20 protein-coding genes and 1 riboswitch are annotated in these 19,938 nt (G+C 47.0%); all 20 genes read left to right on the top strand.

Features of this window, described 5'->3' with window-relative positions:
* The first annotated feature begins 110 nt into the window (after window positions 1–110).
* Window positions 111–542 (top strand): peptidylprolyl isomerase, encoded by a 432-nt coding sequence (locus CHH60_RS11010; RefSeq protein WP_095290511.1) that lies wholly within the window; start codon window positions 111–113, stop codon window positions 540–542.
* A gap of 153 nt (window positions 543–695) precedes the next feature.
* Window positions 696–860, top strand: a riboswitch (FMN riboswitch).
* A 363-nt stretch (window positions 861–1,223) separates the two neighbouring features.
* On the top strand, window positions 1,224–2,327 hold the full coding sequence (gene ribD, locus CHH60_RS11005) for a bifunctional diaminohydroxyphosphoribosylaminopyrimidine deaminase/5-amino-6-(5-phosphoribosylamino)uracil reductase RibD (RefSeq protein WP_176476031.1): 1,104 nt from the start codon (window positions 1,224–1,226) through the stop codon (window positions 2,325–2,327).
* Between the two features lie 46 nt (window positions 2,328–2,373).
* Entirely contained in the window at window positions 2,374–3,042 is a 669-nt protein-coding gene (ribE, locus tag CHH60_RS11000) for a riboflavin synthase (RefSeq protein ID WP_095290513.1), read from the top strand.
* A gap of 39 nt (window positions 3,043–3,081) precedes the next feature.
* A complete protein-coding gene (locus CHH60_RS10995) occupies window positions 3,082–4,320 on the top strand; it encodes a bifunctional 3,4-dihydroxy-2-butanone-4-phosphate synthase/GTP cyclohydrolase II (RefSeq protein ID WP_095359245.1) in 1,239 nt (412 codons plus the stop codon).
* Between the two features lie 85 nt (window positions 4,321–4,405).
* Entirely contained in the window at window positions 4,406–4,873 is a 468-nt protein-coding gene (gene ribH / locus CHH60_RS10990; protein ID WP_095290516.1) for a 6,7-dimethyl-8-ribityllumazine synthase, read from the top strand.
* A 102-nt stretch (window positions 4,874–4,975) separates the two neighbouring features.
* On the top strand, window positions 4,976–5,776 hold the full coding sequence (locus CHH60_RS10985; protein WP_095290518.1) for a segregation and condensation protein A: 801 nt from the start codon (window positions 4,976–4,978) through the stop codon (window positions 5,774–5,776).
* Window positions 5,745–6,410: an SMC-Scp complex subunit ScpB gene (gene scpB, locus CHH60_RS10980; protein ID WP_255247893.1), complete on the top strand. Its 666-nt coding sequence runs from the start codon at window positions 5,745–5,747 to the stop codon at window positions 6,408–6,410. The genes CHH60_RS10985 and scpB overlap by 32 nt, the downstream gene beginning before the upstream one ends.
* Before the next feature lie 193 nt (window positions 6,411–6,603).
* Window positions 6,604–7,323 (top strand): DUF2953 domain-containing protein, encoded by a 720-nt coding sequence (locus CHH60_RS10975; protein WP_095359244.1) that lies wholly within the window; start codon window positions 6,604–6,606, stop codon window positions 7,321–7,323.
* Between the two features lie 185 nt (window positions 7,324–7,508).
* Complete coding sequence (gene ytfJ, locus CHH60_RS10970) at window positions 7,509–7,994, top strand: GerW family sporulation protein (protein WP_095359243.1); 486 nt, start codon at window positions 7,509–7,511, stop codon at window positions 7,992–7,994.
* 131 nt (window positions 7,995–8,125) lie between these two features.
* Entirely contained in the window at window positions 8,126–9,313 is a 1,188-nt protein-coding gene (locus tag CHH60_RS10965; protein ID WP_095359242.1) for a D-alanyl-D-alanine carboxypeptidase family protein, read from the top strand.
* 95 nt (window positions 9,314–9,408) lie between these two features.
* Window positions 9,409–10,014 carry a nucleoside recognition domain-containing protein gene (locus CHH60_RS10960; RefSeq protein ID WP_371859959.1) on the top strand — a complete coding sequence of 202 codons (606 nt, stop codon included), beginning with the start codon at window positions 9,409–9,411 and terminating at the stop codon, window positions 10,012–10,014.
* Window positions 10,015–10,021: 7 nt separating this feature from the next.
* Entirely contained in the window at window positions 10,022–10,555 is a 534-nt protein-coding gene (locus CHH60_RS10955; protein ID WP_095290528.1) for a spore maturation protein, read from the top strand.
* A 66-nt stretch (window positions 10,556–10,621) separates the two neighbouring features.
* The gene (locus tag CHH60_RS10950) at window positions 10,622–11,440 is read left to right on the top strand and encodes a S1 family peptidase (RefSeq protein ID WP_095359241.1); all 819 of its coding nucleotides are present in this window, start codon (window positions 10,622–10,624) and stop codon (window positions 11,438–11,440) included.
* Window positions 11,441–11,669: 229 nt separating this feature from the next.
* Window positions 11,670–12,419, top strand: coding sequence for a pseudouridine synthase (locus tag CHH60_RS10945; RefSeq protein ID WP_095290531.1), 750 nt, complete (start codon window positions 11,670–11,672; stop codon window positions 12,417–12,419).
* A 132-nt stretch (window positions 12,420–12,551) separates the two neighbouring features.
* The gene (locus tag CHH60_RS10940; RefSeq protein ID WP_095290532.1) at window positions 12,552–13,079 is read left to right on the top strand and encodes a redoxin domain-containing protein; all 528 of its coding nucleotides are present in this window, start codon (window positions 12,552–12,554) and stop codon (window positions 13,077–13,079) included.
* A gap of 14 nt (window positions 13,080–13,093) precedes the next feature.
* Window positions 13,094–14,767 carry a cytochrome c biogenesis protein ResB gene (gene resB, locus CHH60_RS10935; RefSeq protein WP_095359240.1) on the top strand — a complete coding sequence of 558 codons (1,674 nt, stop codon included), beginning with the start codon at window positions 13,094–13,096 and terminating at the stop codon, window positions 14,765–14,767.
* Window positions 14,764–16,026, top strand: coding sequence for a cytochrome c biogenesis protein CcsA (gene ccsA / locus CHH60_RS10930; protein WP_095359239.1), 1,263 nt, complete (start codon window positions 14,764–14,766; stop codon window positions 16,024–16,026). Before resB ends, ccsA begins: the two co-directional genes overlap by 4 nt.
* Before the next feature lie 142 nt (window positions 16,027–16,168).
* Entirely contained in the window at window positions 16,169–16,885 is a 717-nt protein-coding gene (locus tag CHH60_RS10925; RefSeq protein WP_017687664.1) for a response regulator transcription factor, read from the top strand.
* Between the two features lie 55 nt (window positions 16,886–16,940).
* Window positions 16,941–18,338 (top strand): ATP-binding protein, encoded by a 1,398-nt coding sequence (locus tag CHH60_RS10920; protein ID WP_176476030.1) that lies wholly within the window; start codon window positions 16,941–16,943, stop codon window positions 18,336–18,338.
* Window positions 18,339–18,537: 199 nt separating this feature from the next.
* Window positions 18,538–19,938: collagen-like repeat preface domain-containing protein (locus tag CHH60_RS10915; RefSeq protein ID WP_141236948.1), on the top strand; the 1,401-nt coding region annotated here is incomplete at its 3' end.

Here is a 19,938-nt window from a genome sequence, read left to right as displayed (position 1 = left end):
GCGGTTGGACTCGTTTCGGTGTACACTAAGAAAAGTGCTATAGAGCTTGGCCCAGGGTCATGCAGGATGGCACCACTAACGATGGTCAATACGAAAGGAGTCATTTACATATGGCGAAACAAGCGAAAATCAAAATGGCAAACGGCGGAGAAGTTCTAATCGACCTGTTCGATCAAGAAGCTCCAAACACAGTGGCAAACTTTGAGAAACTGGCTAACTCCGGCTTCTACAACGGTCTTGTATTCCACCGCGTAATTCCAGGCTTCGTCGCACAAGGCGGATGCCCTAACGGAACGGGTGCTGGTGGCCCAGGATACACAATCAACTGTGAGATCAACCCGAACAAACATGAGCGCGGAACACTTGCTATGGCACACGCAGGCCGTAACACAGGTGGAAGCCAGTTCTACATCTGCTACCAGCCACAGCCGCATCTGGATGGACAACATACTGTATTTGGTAAAGTAACCAAAGGTATGGAGTTCGTTGATGCTTTCGAAGGTCGCGACAAAATGGAAACTGTTGAAGTCGTAGAAGTTTAATCGTATCCTAATCGATAAAATGGCCGTTTCGTTGATAAGACGAAGCGGTTTTTTTATGTCCTTTTGCTTATTAAAAGTTAGTATGTGACAAAAAGGAACAAAAAACAATTGATTTTTCAGCGTTAAAGTGCTAACATCCAATTAATAACGAAAGCGATCCTTCAGGGCAGGGTGCAATTCCCTACCGGCGGTGATGCACCTGTGTGAGGATATCTATCCAGCACTGTTGCAAAGTCCGTGACCTGTCTGCCTGTGGCAGATGGCTGATCTGGTGCAATTCCAGAACCGACAGTATAGTCTGGATGGGAGAAGGAGAGGGGTGCAGCCCCTAATTGGACTGCATTCCGCAGATGCGTTGCTGCACAGTGTAAGACGAGGTTTTATTTCTGTGCAGGGAATGTCGGTTATCCGGCGGTTTCCATACATATGCCACATCATAGAAGCTCTTTACCTGTAATTGTGTTCTTTAGGTATGTGTTTGCTTTCACTTGCCTGAAATGGAATTATGGCGGAGTGCTGTTGGCAATCGTATCAACGACATCCTGCTGGTGACACATGTCTCTCATCATCCCTACCCGAACGATTGTTCGAGTGGGGATTTTTTATTTGGATATGGTATAACCGCCTCTCTGCTCGATGGGAGGCCTATAATTTAAGATTCTAACCGTGGGGTGACCGGACTTGGAAATGATCAATGATGAATTTTATATGGGGCTTGCGTTGGATATGGCAGAACGTGCACAGGGGCAAACGGGGATTAACCCTGTCGTCGGATGTGTTGTTGTAAAAGAAGGCCGGGTTGTAGGTCTGGGAAGTCATCTCAAGCGGGGTACGGGCCATGCGGAGGTACACGCATTGAATATGGCTGGCAGCGATGCTGAGGGCAGTACGGTATATGTGACGCTGGAGCCTTGCAGCCACTATGGCAAGACGCCGCCATGCAGCGAACGTTTGATTCACGAGAAAGTGAAGCGGGTCGTGGTGTGTTGTGAGGATCCAAATCCGCAGGTATCCGGCAGAGGAATCAGCATGCTGCGTCAACAAGGTATTGAGGTTGAGGTTGGCATTCTGCGTGATCGCGGAAGACGTCTGAATGAAAAATTCATCAAGTACATTACCACCGGTTTGCCGTTTGTCACCTTAAAAACGGCATCCACGCTGGATGGTAAAATTGCAACCCGCAGTGGAGACAGCAAATGGATCTCCAACGAACCTGCACGGGAAATCGTACATGCACTCCGCCATCGTCATCAGGGCATCATGGTTGGTGTAGATACGGTTATCGCAGACAATCCGGAGCTGACCACCCGCCTCCAAGTGGAAGGGATCAGTCCTGTGCGAATTGTTGTCGATTCGAAGCTGCGTCTCCCGGTTGGAGCCAAGATGGTCAAGGATGGACTAGCACCGACATGGGTACTTACGACCGATGAGGCGAGCCCTGAGGCGGCCGAACGTCTGGAAGCCTACGGTGTAGAAATTATTCGCTGTGGTCCTGGACCACGTGTGGATTTGCTGAGTGCGCTTAGCAAGCTGGGAGAACGGGAAATCGGCTCCATCCTGCTTGAAGGCGGAGGCACGTTGAATGGTTCCATGCTGGAAGCCAAATTGGTCGATCGGCTGTTGATGTTTATCGCTCCAAAGATTGTGGGCGGATACGACACACCCGGAAGCTTCCGATTTGAAGGGGTGGAGCGCATGAGTCAGGCCATTCAATTGAATCAGCTGGAAATTGAGCAAGTTGGAGATAATATCAGTATAGGCGGAATCCCTGTCTGGCCTGAATAACGGAGCGAAGGAGCAAGGCAAGATATAAGCATAAGGAGGCGGCAGCATGTTTACCGGTTTGGTGGAAGAGGTCGGTCAGATTCGGCGTATTGGTCGAAAAGGCGAAGCATTGGTCCTGAATATCGGAGCTTCCGCCATCATGGACGATCTGAAGATTGGTGACAGTGTATCTGTAAACGGAGTATGTCTTACAGCAACGACGCTGGAAAGCGGAGGATTTACCGCAGATGTCATGCCTGAAACCTACCGTCATACCAATCTGAGTCAGCTGCAATCAGGCAGTAAAGTGAACCTGGAACGGGCGATGCAGTCGGGTGGGCGTTTTGGTGGACACATCGTACAAGGACACGTGGATGGTACGGGAGTCATTGGCGGGATCACACGTGATCAGAATGCGGTTGTTTTTGAGATTAAACCTGACGACCACGAACTGTTCAAATATTTAATTCCAAAGGGGTCGGTAACCCTCGATGGCATTAGTCTCACCGTGGTGAAGACAACAGAAGCATCGTTTACCGTATCGATTATTCCCCATACTATTGGAGAAACGGTGCTTCAGGTGAAAAAGCCGGGGGATACCATCAACATTGAATGTGATATTTTGGGGAAATATGTGGACCACTTGCTCCATTACGGCAAAGGACATCCCGAGACGGGTGCTGGCAAACCGAAAAGTATCAGTGAAGAGTTTTTGGCCAACCATGGCTTTGCATAAGGAACATAACCATTACAAAGAGAGACTGGAGGGGAACTTATGTCAGATCAATCCATACTAGATCCCATAGAGGAAGCGATATACGATTTGATGCGCGGCAAACCCGTCATTGTTGTGGATGATGAGGATCGGGAGAATGAAGGGGACTTTATCGCGCTGGCAGAGAAGGCTACACCTGAAGTAATCAACTTCATGATTACCGAGGGCAGAGGCCTGGTCTGTGTTCCCATTACGCAGCAGCGTGCAGATGAGCTCAATCTGAAACCGATGGTTCAGCAAAATACAGATTTCCATGGAACGGCATTTACAGTTTCCGTGGATCACAAAGATACAACAACAGGCATATCTGCACATGAACGATCCATTACGGTGAAGGGTCTAATTGATCCAGAAGCCAAAAGCAGTGATTTCCGCAAGCCGGGGCATATGTTCCCGCTCATTGCCAAAGACGGAGGAGTGCTCCGCCGTGCCGGGCACACGGAAGCTGCTGTTGATCTGGCGATCATGTGCGGTTCCTATCCGGCTGGTGTGATCTGTGAGGTCATCAAGGAAGATGGCACAATGGCGAGACTGCCAGATCTGCAGGAAATTGCCCGCAAGCATGACCTGAAACTGATTAGTATTCAGGACATGATTCGTTACCGTAATGAGAAGGAACAGCTGGTTCAACGTGAAGTGGCTGTCCGCATGCCGACGGATTTTGGCGAGTTTCAAGCAGTGGCCTATACGAATGCAGTGGACAATAAAGAGCATGTAGCATTGGTCAAAGGTGAAATCGATTCTTCGAAGCCTGTATTGGTTCGTGTTCACTCCGAATGTCTTACAGGCGACGTATTCCACTCCCATCGCTGTGACTGTGGACCGCAATTCGATGCAGCCCTCAAACAGATTAATGATGAAGGCAATGGCGTTTTGCTCTATATGAGACAGGAAGGCCGAGGCATTGGACTGATTAACAAACTCAAAGCCTATAAGCTGCAGGAGGAAGGTCTGGACACCGTAGATGCCAACCTGAAACTCGGGTTTGCCGCTGATCTGCGTGATTATGGTATTGGTGCACAGATTCTGAAGGATCTCGGCGTTCGCCAAATTCGCCTGTTAACGAATAATCCCCGCAAAATCAAAGGCCTTGAAGGTTATGGTCTTGAAGTGGTGGAGCGTGTTCCGATCCAGATGGAAGAGAACGAGGATAATACGCTTTACCTGCATACCAAGCAGGCGAAGCTTGGGCATATGTTGAAGTTCGATGATATCGAACAGAACGAAGAGAAAAACTAATCTTTTTGCTCATGTAATTTATGGAAAAATAAATGCTCACAAACGGTTAATTACATTACATTATTCATTAGAGGAGATGACTTAAATGCCGAACTTTTTTGAAGGACATTTGGTATCGGAAGGTTTAAAATATGGAGTGGTTGTAGGACGTTTTAATGAATTTATCACAAGCAAATTGCTCAGCGGAGCACTCGATGCGTTCAAACGTCACGGGGTGCAGGACAGTGAAGTCGACGTAGCCTGGGTTCCAGGAGCATTCGAAATCCCGCTGATTGCACAGAAAATGGCGGAGAGCGGCAAATATGACGCTGTCATTACATTGGGAACGGTTATTCGTGGCTCAACGACACATTATGATTATGTGTGCAACGAAATGGCAAAAGGAGTGGCGGCCATTAACCTCAAAACGGGCGTGCCTACGATCTTTGGTCTGGTTACAACGGAGAATATTGAACAGGCGATTGAACGTGCTGGTACGAAGGCTGGTAACAAAGGTTGGGATGCTGCCACGGCTGCAATTGAAATGGCGAACTTGACGAAACAGCTAAAATAGTGCTTATTTAATGTAGTGCCCTGCTCTGCGCAGACGAATTCGGGAGATCGGATTCGGCGGCTTAGCGGGGTTTTGTATTTTTCTGGCGGGAGGATTCGTCTAGTGACGGTAGTTACATATAAACTGGAAACTTTTGAAGGGCCTTTGGATCTGCTGCTTCATCTGATCGATAAGGCAGAAATTCATATCCAGGATATTCCCATCAGCGATATTACCGATCAATATATGGCGTATCTGCATTCGATGCAGGAATTGGAGCTGGATATTACGAGCGAGTTTTTGGTAATGGCAGCAACGCTTCTGTCCATCAAGAGCAAACTTTTACTGCCCAAACCACCGGTGATTGAAGACTTTGAGGATTATGATTATATGGAAGAAGAAGATTATGATCCACGTGCGGAGCTGATTGCACGTCTGATAGAATATCGCAAATACAAAGGAATAGCCCGTCATCTGCATGAGCGGGAATGGGAACGGAGCCTTATTTTCTCCAAAGAGCCTGAGGACCTGAGGCCATATATGCCTGTGGAGACCCAATCAAATCCGGTAGAGGGTTTGCATACTTCGGATCTGATTGCTGCTTTTCAGAAGGCACTGCGCAAGGCAGAGAAGCGTACAACGGTTACACGAATTCAGCGCGATGAGATCTCGGTGAAGGATCGTATACGTGATGTCGTTGGAGCACTGGAGAGTATGGGACCCGGAGGAAGGCTGTTATTTTCCAAACTGCTGGATGACCAGATTTACCGGCATGAAATTGTAGTCACATTTTTGGCTGTACTGGAACTGATGAAGATGAAACAGATTGTCTGTTATCAGGAACGGATGTTTGAGGATATCGTTATGGAGTGGAGAGGGGAAGCAAGGAATCATGGATTTTCCGAAATTGAAGTCGATTATTGAGGGGCTGCTCTTTTTGTCCGGAGAGGAAGGTCTAAGCATCAAACAAATTGCTGAGATCGTGGATCAGCGGGTAGAACTGGTGTCAGATGCCGTAGAGGAGATGATCGCTGACTTCATGAACCAGGGGCGAGGCGTTCAAATTCTCAAAATTGCGGGAGTGGTCCAGTTGGGAACGCTGCCGGAGCATGCTGCGTATTTTGAAAAGCTGGCTTATTCTCCTGCACGGACCTCGTTATCTCAGGCTGCACTTGAAACACTCGCCATTGTAGCTTATCGTCAGCCCATTACACGGGTTGAGATCGAAGAGATTCGCGGTGTGAAATCCGAACGGGCCATCCATACACTGGTCAATAAGGATTTGATTCAAGAAGTAGGACGAGCTGAGGCGATTGGGCGACCTATACTGTACGGAACAACCAAATCGTTTCTCGACTACTTTGGACTTGCTTCACTTAAAGATCTTCCGGAACCGGGCTTGTTTGAAGACTCCGAGAATCTGGAAGAAGAGACCCAGATGCTGTTCAACAAGCTGGATGGACAACAGGTGGACTTGGGAAGCACGGATCAGAATGATTTTGATCATGAAAATATGGATAACAATCATGAGGTTCATGACGAGGATCTGGACTCGTAAGAACGAATTGTTCATAGGAAACAGTAATAAACCGGTGCCTGATAAGGTGGCGGTTTTTTTGCATGCCATGAACCTTTAGCAAACGTGGGGAATTTCAACTCCTGAATGGAATTTTCAGGTCAACCGTGAATTATTTCCTATATAGAGTGTCATACTAGACTTGTAAAGAATTGAGGGCTTGGAGGTAAGGCCTGTGTGGATTTGGCTTGGAGGAATCGGCTTGTTCGCCGCACTGCTGCTTGCCGCTGTTCTCATCTCGAATGTTCATGTACATTTTACGTTCCGTAAACATAAAAGCGATGATTTCGCGCGGATCAACGTCCGCCTTTTCTACGGAATTGTACGAATTAACTATGAAATACCAAGTATCGTCTTTCGTAACATGAAAGAAGGTTTCCTGGTGAAAACCGAACAGCATGTCAATCATACGTACGGAGAAGCAGAAGGGCATGAGCGTATCAACAAACGTAAAGTCAAAAAGTGGGCAAAAGACGTTAAGATGATGATGAGGGCTACGGATGCACTCAAAATCTGGGCAAGGCAGACGCTGAACCGTCTACATATAACGCAGCTGTCCTGGTCTACCCGAATAGGTATCGGAGATGCAGCACACACCGCTATTCTTACGGGCTGGGTATGGAGCATCAAGTCAATCATCATCGGTTTTTTGTCGTATCAGATTCAATTTAAACGTCAGCCCATGCTTGAAGTAGTTCCTGTTTGGGAAGATGAGATGGAGTTTCAAACGGAACTGAACTGCAAAATGAAAATTCGTATTACGGCGGTTATGCTCGCAGGAGTGAGGCTAATGACCCGGGTTCTAGAAGTGGACGGCGGATGGCGGATGTGGCTGAAAATACTACGGGAACAACGGCGCAGACACAAGCAAAAATTGAAGGAACAACAAGGCTAATTGGGATAAGAGTAGTTCGTTACTGTATCTCGGTTTCAATTGGTTCTGAAATCGTGAAGTGTCTCCGAGAATGTTGGGTGCTGTTTCCTTGCTTGTTCTGCACAGAGACTTACATAGTCTGTTCAGGTTTGGGGATGATATGGTTAGATCAAACCTAGTTCAAATTGAAACTGGAGGGAATTCAAATGTCAGATCATCCAATTCAAGGCTTAATGGAAACCGCAATGGAGAATATCAAGGCCATGGTGGATGTTAATACCATTGTTGGCGATGCGGTAGAAACACCAGACGGCACGGTTATTCTGCCGATTAGTAAAGTCGGTTTTGGATTCGCCGCTGGGGGCAGCGATTTCCATGTGAATGATGGAAAGAGCAAAGAAGGCAGCTCCGTTCCTGGTGCAAAGACTGAAAGTGCTCACTCAGCCAACGTTGCTTCACCATTCGGTGGAGGTAGTGGTGGTGGCGTATCCATCCGCCCGATTGCCTTCCTAGTTGTTGGAAAACAAGGCGTGCACATCGTGCCACTGGACAACTCCACTCATCTGTTTGAGAAACTCATTGATTCTACACCTTATGTTCTTGACAGAATACAAGGGATGTTCCAGCGTAATACTTCGCAAAATGATGACTCTGGCGTACGCGTTACACCGGATCATACCACTTACAGCTAAGCCGTTTTATCTGGATCCCTTATCACAGATTTTTGTGAGAGGGATTTTTGTTGTTTGGAAAGATGGGACATACTTTAGGTTGTCCGAACATAAGTTAGTACAAGATTCCAGTGACCCGGAGGAATGAATTGATGCGAATGTTTAAAAAAGTAATGATTGGTTTGCTTGTACCGCTGCTGCTTCTGCCTTTCATACAGGTGGCTGAAGCACAAGTAACGATCCCTGGCCCATCAACCCATGCGCAGAGTGCAGCGCTCATTGATGTGACTTCCGGAAGAATCCTATACAGCAAGGACGGGGATAAGGAACTGCGCATTGCCAGTTTGACCAAAATCATGACAGCCATTGTCGCCATTGAACAAGGGAAACTTGATGACAAAGTAAAAGTATCCTCAACTGCTTTTGCCAAGGAAGGGTCATCCCTATATCTCAAATTGGGAGAAGAAATGACACTGGAAAACATGTTATACGGTTTAATGCTGAGGTCAGGCAATGATGCCGCTTCTGCTATCGCAGAGCATGTTGGTGGATCGGAAGAAGGCTTCGTCCTGTTAATGAACCAAAAGGCAGAGGAAATCGGCCTAAAGCACTCGCATTTTATGAATCCACACGGTCTTGATGCAGATGGACACTATTCCACAGCCAATGACTTGGCCCGTTTAACAGCTTATGCACTGCACAATCCTGTTTTTAAACGAATCGTTGCTACCGAGGACAAATCAGCACCTAATCCGAATGAGAGTTGGGAGTACTCCTGGCACAACAAAAATAAAATGCTGCGATTGTATGAAGGCGCTGACGGGGTGAAAACCGGATATACCAAAAAGGCGTTTAGGTGCCTGGTTAGCTCCGCAACCCGGAATGGTCAGCAGCTGGCTGCCGTCACGTTAAATGATGGAGATGATTGGAATGATCATGCGCGCATGCTTGATTTTGGATTTGAGAATTTCCCTTTAGTGGAGATTGCTCAAAAAGAGCAGCCAGTGGCTAACACGGATGTTATTACGGGGCGTGGATTTACTTATCCACTTGCAGAGAGTGAGAAGTCGACCGTAACCAAAAAACTGGTGTTAACGACCAATTCATCAGAGACCAGAAGCGAAAAGAATGAGGAGCAGCTGGATCCGTCCTTCGGCCTCGCTGGGCGCATTGATCTGGAGCTCAAAGGGGAGTTCATTGGTTCAATCCCGGTGTATCGCAAAGGCAGCTACATCCCACCTGAGCCGAAGTCAGAAGAAGCAGCTCTTGGCGAGATTGGTGAAGTTTCAACATGGGCAACTGCATGGCGGGCAGTGCTAGGTCACTTGTTATCTCCATAATCATCAGGAAGCATAGTACGTCATTCATGTGGTACAACACGATGTACTGCGCTTCCAGAGGAGGTTTTAACGTCTTGATTAACGTAATCTGGCTTATGATGATTGTTGTCGGATTTGGCTTTGCAGCCGCGAAAGGAAATATTGAAGTTGTTACCCAGGCTGCTTTTGATGGGGCGGCAACAGGGGTAACCGTATGTTTTGGATTAATTAGTGTACTTGTGTTCTGGATGGGGATGATGAAAATGGCAGAAGATGCGGGATTGCTTGGCAAAATAGCCAAACTGCTGGGTCCGGTCGTAGCCTTTTTGTTTCCTGATGTCCCCCGGAATCATCCGGCCATGGGTTATATTTTGTCCAATATGAGCGCTAATCTGCTTGGTCTCGGCAATGCGGCAACGCCAATGGGAATCAAGGCCATGCAGCAGCTGCAGGAGCTGAACCCCGATAAACAAACAGCTTCCCCTGCGATGTGTACATTGCTCGCACTAAATACGGCAAGTATAACCATTATCCCGACCACCCTTATTGCCATTCGTTTGAACTACCATTCAGCCAATGCAACAGAGATTGTGGGCACCACGCTAATGGCAACGATTATCGCCACACTCGCCGCAATTATGGCAGATCGCTGGTATAGGAACAGGACCTTAAACAGACCGCCACGTGTTATAAAGAGCGGTAATTCCAGCATGAAAGGATGAATCCATCATGTTAACCTTCATCAACTGGATTTCCGTCTGGGCCATTCCGGTTATTATCGCGTTCGTTCCCTTATATGCGTTTACTAAAAAAGTTCCGGTATATGAATCCTTTGTTGATGGAGCAAAAGATGGATTTTCCACGGCGATCAGCATTATCCCGCATCTGGTGGGAATGATGGTAGCCATCAGTGTGTTCCGGGCTTCAGGCGCACTGGATTATGTTATCAGTCTGTTCGCTCCGCTTGTATCCTGGATGGGTGTTCCCGGAGAAGTACTGCCACTCGGCATATTACGTCCGTTAACCGGGACAGGCTCTCTTGCTTTTACAACGGATCTAATCAAAACATATGGCCCGGATTCCATGATCGGACGTATGGCTTCCACAATCCAAGGGAGCACAGATACAACCTTATATGTACTGACAGTATATTTTGGAGCCGTTGGCATACGAAATGGCCGATATGCACTCAAAGTCGGATTGTTTTCTGACCTGGTCGGCTTTATCGCCGCTCTGGCTATTTGTTTGATTGTTTTTGGTTAAAATTTAACGACTCTCCTTCCGATATACTAGATATGCTAGAATGGTAGCGGAGGAGGAGAGTGACACATGCATAAAAGGATAAAACAAATGCTCCGCTTAGGTATGTCAAGCATCATTGCCGTTTCTTTGCTTGCTGGACAGACAGGCATGGCGGCTGCTCAGGCGGTCAATACGATTCATTTTACAGGATACTTTGACAAACAACTGCGTGCACAAATGGCTTTTACTGCAGATTCATTCCCTGTGGTGAACGTTCGTCTGGTCAAGCAAGATGAGCCGGATATGGTGTACTATGACGTGGGAACTTCCATACTGATCTCCAAGGATGAAGTTCTGACCAACTACCATGTCGTTCAGGAGTTTGCCGAACTAAAGGATGGCGACGAAGGTACGTTAACTGTAGCGAGTCCAGGTCACTTGGAACGCCCCATTAAAGCAAAGATTATCAAGACAGATCCCGTAATAGATATGGCCTTGCTGAAGCTGGAAAACGACATGGATGCAGAGCCGGTTGCGTTCGCCAGCGCGAGGGATAACCAGATTGTATATACGATTGGATTTCCGAAAAATCCTGCCGGTGATCTGGTGCTGCTGGACGAAGAGTTTCCTACTACCTATAATACGATTGCCAAAAGCCGGGTGTACAGCAGCCAAGCTTCGGATGTGCCAGGTAAAAAGGGAATTGGCAGTATTGTGAAAGCCATGGCACAAGGCAATTCCGGGGGGCCTGTTCTCGATCAGAATAATCGGGTCATTGGTATGATGACGTTTGTATATGGCGGAAAAACCTATTATATTACATCGAAAACATTGCAGTCTTTCATCAAAGAAACCACATCACCTGCCAAGAAACAGATTGCTGTGGCAGGCAAGGTAACCAGTTAACCCTTGTCGTTAACGTCCAAGTGAATATACATATTCACAAAACTAAACATGCTCATCTTCGTCGTTCCTGTCACGGTGCAGGAAATGGGAAGATGGGCTTTTTTAATTAAATATGCACGAGATCTTGGCTGAAAAAGGGCATTATCGCCTCCTGTTTACATTTTCCTTGGATTATCCTTGTGATTTCCCGCCTTGATGGGTATCATTAGTGTGAGGTGACATGACAAACATGGAAAGATTACAAAAAATTATCGCACAGGCAGGTATTGCATCTCGCCGTAAGAGCGAGGAACTGATCCTGTCCGGCAAAGTGGAAGTTAACGGGGAGGTCGTAACCGAACTGGGTACAAAAGCGAACCCCGAAGAGGATATGATTACGGTTAATGGGAAACCGATTCGCAGTGAAAAGAAAGTGTACTTGATGTTGAACAAGCCCAAAGGTGTGATCACGAGTGCATCTGACCCCGAAGGACGGAAAATTGTATCCGACTATCTTAAAGGTGTCAAAGAACGTGTATATCCGGTGGGACGACTGGACTACGACACAGAGGGTCTGCTCATTTTGACCAATGATGGTGAGTTCGCTCACTTGCTGACGCACCCAAAACACCATGTACCCAAAACGTACTTGGCAACGGTCAAAGGCGTTCCGCATGGTACTGCCCTGGAGAAATTAAAGACAGGCATTATGCTGGATGACGGAATGACTGCTCCGGCAGAGGTGGAGTACAAGGATGTGGACACAGCTAACAATGAAGCTGTCATTTCCATTACCATCTACGAAGGTCGTAACCGCCAGGTAAGACGTATGTTTGAGGCGATTAACCACCCGGTAACGCGCTTGAAACGGATCTCCTTTGGTGGCATTTTGCTACAAAACCTGAAACGGGGACTGACTCGTAATTTGACCAAAGAGGAAGTCAATAACCTGATTACACTTGCAAAATCAGAACCCGCCAAAAAAATGAAAAAAAGGTAATCTGAGGACACATAATTTTCATAAAACCGCCGCAGTTTTGTGACGAAATTCGCTATAATTGTTCATAGGATGTTCACAGTTGGGAGAGACCATGAACAATTACGAATCAGTCACTGCAAAGGGGAGCAGCACATGGGGAAATCAAGAAGAACGGTGCAAATCGTCATTTTGTTATTGATCCTGGTGTTGGGCGGATATGCGATCACTACATCGGTATCCGGCTCGAATGGCAAGCCGAAAGAAGGGGACAAGGCTCCTTCTTTTGAATTGCTGGGCCTGGATGGTCAAGTGCATACGTCTGAAGAATATGAAGGTAAGGCCATGGTGATCAATTTTTGGGGCACTTGGTGTGAGCCCTGTGTGAAAGAGATGCCAGCGCTTCAAGCTCAAGCAGACAAGTGGAAAGATCAGGGTGTTCAATTTATCGGCATTAATGCTGGAGAAGATCAGATGACCGTGGATAATTTTGTTCGTCAGGTGGGCGTCAATTTTCCGATTATGCTTGACCGGGACAAAACTTCGATTCGGGATTTCGGAATCTCGCCGATGCCTACAACCTTTTTCGTATCGAATACGGGCAAAATCTCTACCATTCATATCGGTCAACTTGATTTGGATACGCTTGACGCTCAAATTTCACAACTGGCGAAGCAGCCCTGACAGGAGGTCTAGTCGTGTTCCAGAATACCAAATGTGAATGTGGACATCAGAACCCGGTCGGTACCGTACTCTGTGAAGCATGCGGTAAGCCGCTGCTCGAAGCTGAGGCTAAATCGAAAGAAGTTCTGGAAATGCGCTATGATGGCAGGGCCCGTCGTTCGCAGCGCAGCAACCCGAATATCATTGATCGTGTGTGGAACTTTTTTTCATCCGTGAAGATTGCGGTCTATCTGATTGTATTTACCCTTGTAGGGTCCATGTTGGGAACCATCTACCCTCAAGAGAGTACGTTTCTCAACATTGATCCATCTGTGTATTACAAAGAAACCTATGGACAGTTGGGCCATATCTATTACCTGTTGGGTCTGTCGCATACATACGAATCCTGGTGGTTCATCCTATTGCTTGTTATGATCGGGGCTTCACTCGTCATATGCAGTTTAGACCGGGTGCTTCCGCTCTATAAGGCACTCAACAAGCAAAAAATCCGTAAACACATGCAGTTTCTAACGAGGCAGCGTCTGGTATACCAAGGTCCCATTGAAGAGGGGGCAGAAGAATGGATTACGAAAGCGGTTACGCCGCTTAAAAAGAAAGGATATCGAGTGCATACAGAGGGAGGTGCCCTGCTGGCCGAGAAGCAACGATTCGCCCGGTGGGGACCCTATGTTATCCACATCGGTTTAATTATTTTTCTTCTGGCTGTGTTGGCCCGTGGACTTCCCGGACTGAATCTGGACGAGCATGTTGCCTTTCCGGAAGGCGAGATTAAAAAAATCCCAAATACCTCTATGTACTTGAAAAATGAGCAGTTCAATGTTGAATTTTACAGTGAAGAGGAAGTTCCCGAGCAGTTTCGAAATTTGAATAAAATTGTTCCAAAACTGTTCGAAACTAAAGTCGTGTTGTATGAATGCACCGCCGATTGCTCGGATCTATCCAAGAAGCCTCAATTAAATGAGGTTGCCCGGCATGATGTAAGGGTGAATCATCCATTAAACTATCATGGGTTGAAAGCGTATCAGTTCGATTACGACCTTACACCTACCATACGCTCGGTAACTCCTGATTTGGTCAATGCCAAAACGGGGGAGAAGTACGGTTCAATCCAGATTGACATGGTCGATACAGAGCGCTCCTTCGAGGTAGGTCCATATTCACTTACCGTAAAAGACAAGTTTATGGATTTTGGACTTGATGAGAACGGTCAGCCCAAATCCTTATCGCCTTCACCTAATGCACCAGCCTTTTTATTTGTAATCAAAGGACCGGAGCTGCCTGAGGAAGGCATTCAATATCTTTATTTCGCAAAACAAGTGGATAAACAGCGTTTTAGGCAGGATTCAATAAACCAGCAGCTGATAGGGGGAGAAATTCCTCTGCAGCTTGAAGTAGACAGCATGGATAAGGTTGATATCATCCAATCGGTAAGTTATCTGAATATACGTGTAGATAAGGCAATGCCATTTGTCTGGGTTGGAGCCGGAATTGTGATGTTGGGATTGGTCATGGGCTTCTACTGGCATCACCGTCGTATCTGGATCCGAATTGATGATGGTCAGCTCACGCTGGGAGGACACACCAACAAAAACTGGTTTGGCTTCAGGCGTGAAGTATCAGCCGTGTTAAAACAGATGAATCTTGAAGTGGATGAGAAGTCGTTGGATAACGGGGGGAACCAAGGATGAGTTTATTGGATTTCAGCAGCGACGCATTTATTGTATCTTTTTTTCTCTATTGTGCTGCATTTTTGTTATACGGTATTGCTGTTATGGGCAAGAAGTGGAGTAATCGAGATCCTCAGGCTCATGTAGCCAGATGGGGGAAAAGAGCATTTATCGCTTCGATCGTTGCACTCGCGGCCCATTTCGTTTTCTTTTTTACGCGCTGGGCTGGAGCAGGCCACATCCCTGTCAGTAACATGTATGAATTCATGACTTTTTTATCCATGATGATCATGGTCGCATTTATTGTGGTATATGCCATCTATCGAAAATCATTGCTTGGACTGTTTGCATTACCACTTACCATTATTATTATGGCATACGCCGCCGTATTCCCACAGGAAGTACAGCCTTTAATCCCCGCATTGCAATCGATCTGGCTTAAAATCCATGTAACGCTTGCTGCCCTGGGTGAAGCCTTCTTCGCGGTTGGATTCGCAGCAGGCTTCATGTATTTGCTCCGTACCGTTGATTTCAGTGGGAAAGACAAATCGTCCAGACGTCAGCGGGGCTGGGTGGAGTTTACCTTCGTTACGATTGTCGTTGTAATCGGGTTTATAGGAACCGTATTTGCCTTTCGCGCGACGGGGTACGAGGCGGTTTTTGTCCAGAAAACGGTCAGCATTGACACAGAGGTACAGGAAGATAGTACAATAGAGAAAGTGATTTATCGCATGCCTCCAATTTTTGCACCTTATCAGAGTGAAGTGGAGAGTATGACACCGTTTCTTGGGATGAAGGAACCTCTACTTGAGACGCCATCCTGGATGAATGGAGTTAACGCCGGGCGCAAATTGAATACGGTAGTCTGGTCATTGATTGTAGGTTTGATTCTCTACGGAATTATACGATTAATCGTAAGAAGACCGCTTGGACAAGCACTACAACCTATGCTGGACGGCATTGATGCTGATGATTTGGATGAAATCAGTTATCGTGCGATCGCCATCGGTTTTCCGATATTTACATTAGGGGCATTAATTTTTGCCATGATTTGGGCTCAGATTGCCTGGAGCCGTTTCTGGGGCTGGGATCCCAAAGAAGTGTGGGCATTGATTACATGGCTTTATTATAGTGTGTACCTGCATTTGCGTTTATCCAAAGGGTGGCAGGGCCGAAAATCTGCTTGGCTTGCCGTGCTTGGATTCCTGGTTGTCATGTTTACGCTCGTAGGTGTGAACTTGATCATTGCCGGACTGCACTCTTATGCAGGAGCCGACTAGGATAGGCAGTTTCGCTGAAGTATTGGAGAAAAATCCATGAAACCATGCATTGCCCCTGCATTAAAAGTGGGCATTCAAATATTGTTCGCCAGATCGAACATAATAGAAGTGATTGGAGTTATTGCAAAGGGGCTGGAGTGGAATGGCAGAACATGAGAACCGGATACTGGTCGTGGACGATGAGGAACGGATCCGCAGACTTTTGAAAATGTATCTTGAAAAAGAAGGATATGAAATTGATGAAGCTGAAGACGGCGAGACAGCATTGCGAAAAGCAACAGCTGGAGATTATGGCCTGATTTTGCTCGATGTTATGCTGCCTGGCATGGACGGTGTAGAAGTGTGCACTCGTCTTCGTCAGGTGAAATCGACTCCGGTATTGATGCTTACAGCAAAAGGTGAAGAAATTAACCGTGTTCAAGGATTTGAAGTAGGCGCAGATGACTATGTGGTGAAGCCTTTCAGCCCACGTGAAGTGATTTATCGGGTGAAGGCAATCCTGCGTCGTTCTTCGGCAACTGCTTATCTATCCAAAGAGAGTAACTCAAGCAACAATATCGTATTCCCTCATCTGGTTATTGAGCATGATGCTCATCGGGTAACTGCAGGTGGGGAAGAGATAAGTCTTACACCAAAAGAGTATGAGTTATTACATTACCTGGCGACCTCTCCGGACAAAGTGTTCTCCAGAGAGGAATTGCTCAAGGATGTTTGGAATTACGAGTTTTTCGGTGATCTCCGCACCGTGGATACACACGTCAAGCGTCTTCGTGAAAAGCTGAACAAGGTGTCGCCTGAATCGGCGGCTATGATTACGACAGTTTGGGGTGTGGGTTATAAACTGGAAGTACCGAAATAGTTTCAATTTCTGGAGATCACTGGTCGGGAAGTTATGGATTACGATTATATGTCTCGTGGGCTGTGTGCTCATCGCGCTGGGTCTTTTTTTGCTACCGTATATTGATACGAACTTTGCGGAATCGGAGTCTAGAGACATCAAGCGCCTGTTCACGTATGTCTGTATCATCGGGTTCAGTTTGACGACATTCTTCGCCCTCTTTCTGTTTACGAAGATCACTCAGCCGATGCAGCAGCTGATTCAGGCAGCTAATGCAATTCGCAAAGGTAATTATGGGACTAGGCTCTCCCTAGTGACTAGCGACGAGATTGGTGAACTGGCTAACACATTCAATCACATGGCGGCTCAACTGGAGGACAACATTCGGAACCTGAACCATGAAAAGGAACATTTGGCGAGTGTGCTTCGTAGCATGACGGATGCCGTTGTTACTTTTGATGGTGAAGGTAAGGTTATTCTGACGAATCCTCCAGGGGAGAAGATCATGCAGGCTTGGTGTGACCTGGATTGGGCACAGGACGAAGAGGGGCAGGAAGTAAACAATGGGGATGTGTCTTCCCGGGATGTTCCTGAACCACTGATTCCTTTATTCAAACTGGTTATGGAGCATGGCGGCGATCAGAGCTCGAATGTGCATGTTCAGCAGGGAGTGTGGTCTGTTCAGATGACACCTCTATATGCAGATAGTGTTGTTCGAGGTGCGGTTGCCGTTTTGCGTGATGTGACTGAAGAGGTTCGGTTGGAAAAAATGCGTCGTGATTTCGTGGCCAACGTGTCTCATGAAATACGAACGCCGTTATCCATGATGCAAGGTTACAGTGAAGCTCTTCTGGATGGCATGGCAGCTTCTCCCGAGGAAAGTGAAGAATTGATTCAGGTCATTCATGATGAATCCCTACGGATGGGCAGACTGGTCAAGGATCTGCTGGATCTGGCCCGGATGGAAGCGGGGCATACGGATATGGCGATGAAGGAAGTCGATTTGGTGGAACTTCTGGAACGGGTGTATCGGAAATTCTCCGTACGCTCCAAAGAACAGGATATCCGGCTTCATTTTGAATGTAGTCAGTCTATCATTATGCTTCAGCAGGCTGATGAGGATCGTCTTGAGCAGGTATTTACCAATCTGCTTGATAATGCATTTCGTCATACACCTCCCGACAAAAATGTCATTATTGCGGCCACATTGGCTGGAGATCATCGAACGTCCATGGCTAAAGTGTCGATTAAGGATGAGGGTGCGGGTATTCCTACTTCCGATCTGCCATTTATTTTTGAAAGATTCTACAAAGCGGATAAGGCTCGGGTTCGTGGAGAAAGTGTAGGTACTGGACTGGGTCTGGCGATCGTGAAAAATATCGTTGATGCACATCATGGTATCATTCATGTGAACAGCACGCTGGGCGAAGGTACAGAGTTTATATTACAATTTCCGGTGAATTCCCCGAAATAGCCGGATTTCATACGAAAAATGCGGAAACACCCTCCTCAGGAGGGTGTTTTTTTGTTGAAGTGTACCGTTTAATCTTGTTCAACGTGGAACATATAAAAGTTGTTGAATTAACGAAACAATTATATTGTCCAAGATAATTTTCCCTCCAACGTGACATAAGCTTGAAAAACAAGGTAGTCAAAGGAGGATTGGATAACGTATGTCCGATAGGCGTAAACGGGTAAATATCAAAGCTTTTTTGGAAGGTAGATCGTTCAGGGCGGGATCGCCCTTCATTCCTATAACAACAGGTGAGCAGGAGCAATTTGAAACGTTACTTCAATCTTTGGCAATCACAATTCCAGCTGCAGTTAGTCAGCCTACATCTGCTAACATACTTGCGCTGCAGTCAGGATTACGGAATGTACTTACTTTTGTTAACGAGTCAGGTTTTCGTGCTGGCGTAAAAGCCGAGCTTCAAGCCGTATTGGAACTAACCATTGCAGCTTCGGAGGTCGTACCTGTTGCGTTAGTCAACTTGTCTGGCAACTTGCAGAATCTGCTTGATGATCTGTTGAGTGTGACTTTGTTGCTTGAGGTACCCCCACCAGAGAAGGATAAACTTGTAGGATTAATTAGGAATACGTCTATAGCACTTAGCCGTGCAACCATAGGAATTGGTTCGTCCGGGATAACCGGACCTGCTGGTCCACCGGGGGTACCCGGAGTACCCGGAGTGCCCGGTGTGCCTGGAGTACAGGGGCCGGCAGGGCCTCCTGGAGAGGCGGGCTTAGCGGGTCCAGCAGGCCCAGCAGGCCCAGCAGGCCCAGTAGGTCCCGTAGGTCCGATTGGTCCTGCTGGACCACAAGGTGCTCAGGGTCCAGCAGGACCAACTGGAGTAGGGTTTAATAATGTAACACCATATGATCCAGCAGAAGGGCCCAGTTATTCTCAAGGCCAAGTACTCAGTTATGATGGGAATTTATATGTAGCTAATGTAAATAGTCCAACGGGTATCCCGGGAAGTTCGCCAGATTTTACATTATTGTTATCGGGTGGAACAACTGGTGCTACGGGAGCTACAGGTGCAGGTTTAACAGGCATTGCTCCTTTTGATCCTGCGCTTGCTCCGTCGTATGCTTCCGGGCAAATTGTAACCTATGCAGGTGGAACATATATTACGAATGTGGCATCTCCAACGGGGACACCAGGAACTTCTGGGGATTACACTATACTTGCGAGTGCAGGAGTAACTGGCACGACTGGAGCAACAGGCTTGGGCCTGGAAGGATCGGTGCCATTTGATCCCGCTACGGCTCCGACATATCCATCGGGTCAAGTGGTTACGTTCAATGGCAGTACTTATATTACCAATGTGGCATCTCCGACAGGAACGCCAAATACATCTCCGGATTATACATTGCTTGCGGGGTCAGGACCTATTGGTTCAACTGGTCCAACGGGAGCGACAGGAGTAGGGCTAAGCGGGATTTTACCATTTGATCCAGCCGTTGCACCGACATATCCAGCAGGTCAGGTGGTCACGTTCAACGGAAGTACCTATATTGCTACTGTTGCATCTCCAACGGGAACACCAGGAACGTCTCCAGACTACACGTTA

The sequence above is a fragment of the Paenibacillus sp. 7523-1 genome (genome assembly GCF_002276415.1).
Lineage (GTDB): Bacteria > Bacillota > Bacilli > Paenibacillales > Paenibacillaceae > Paenibacillus > Paenibacillus illinoisensis_A.
Note: the sequence above shows the minus strand (reverse complement) of the source record. Positions and strands in the feature narration are given on the sequence as shown.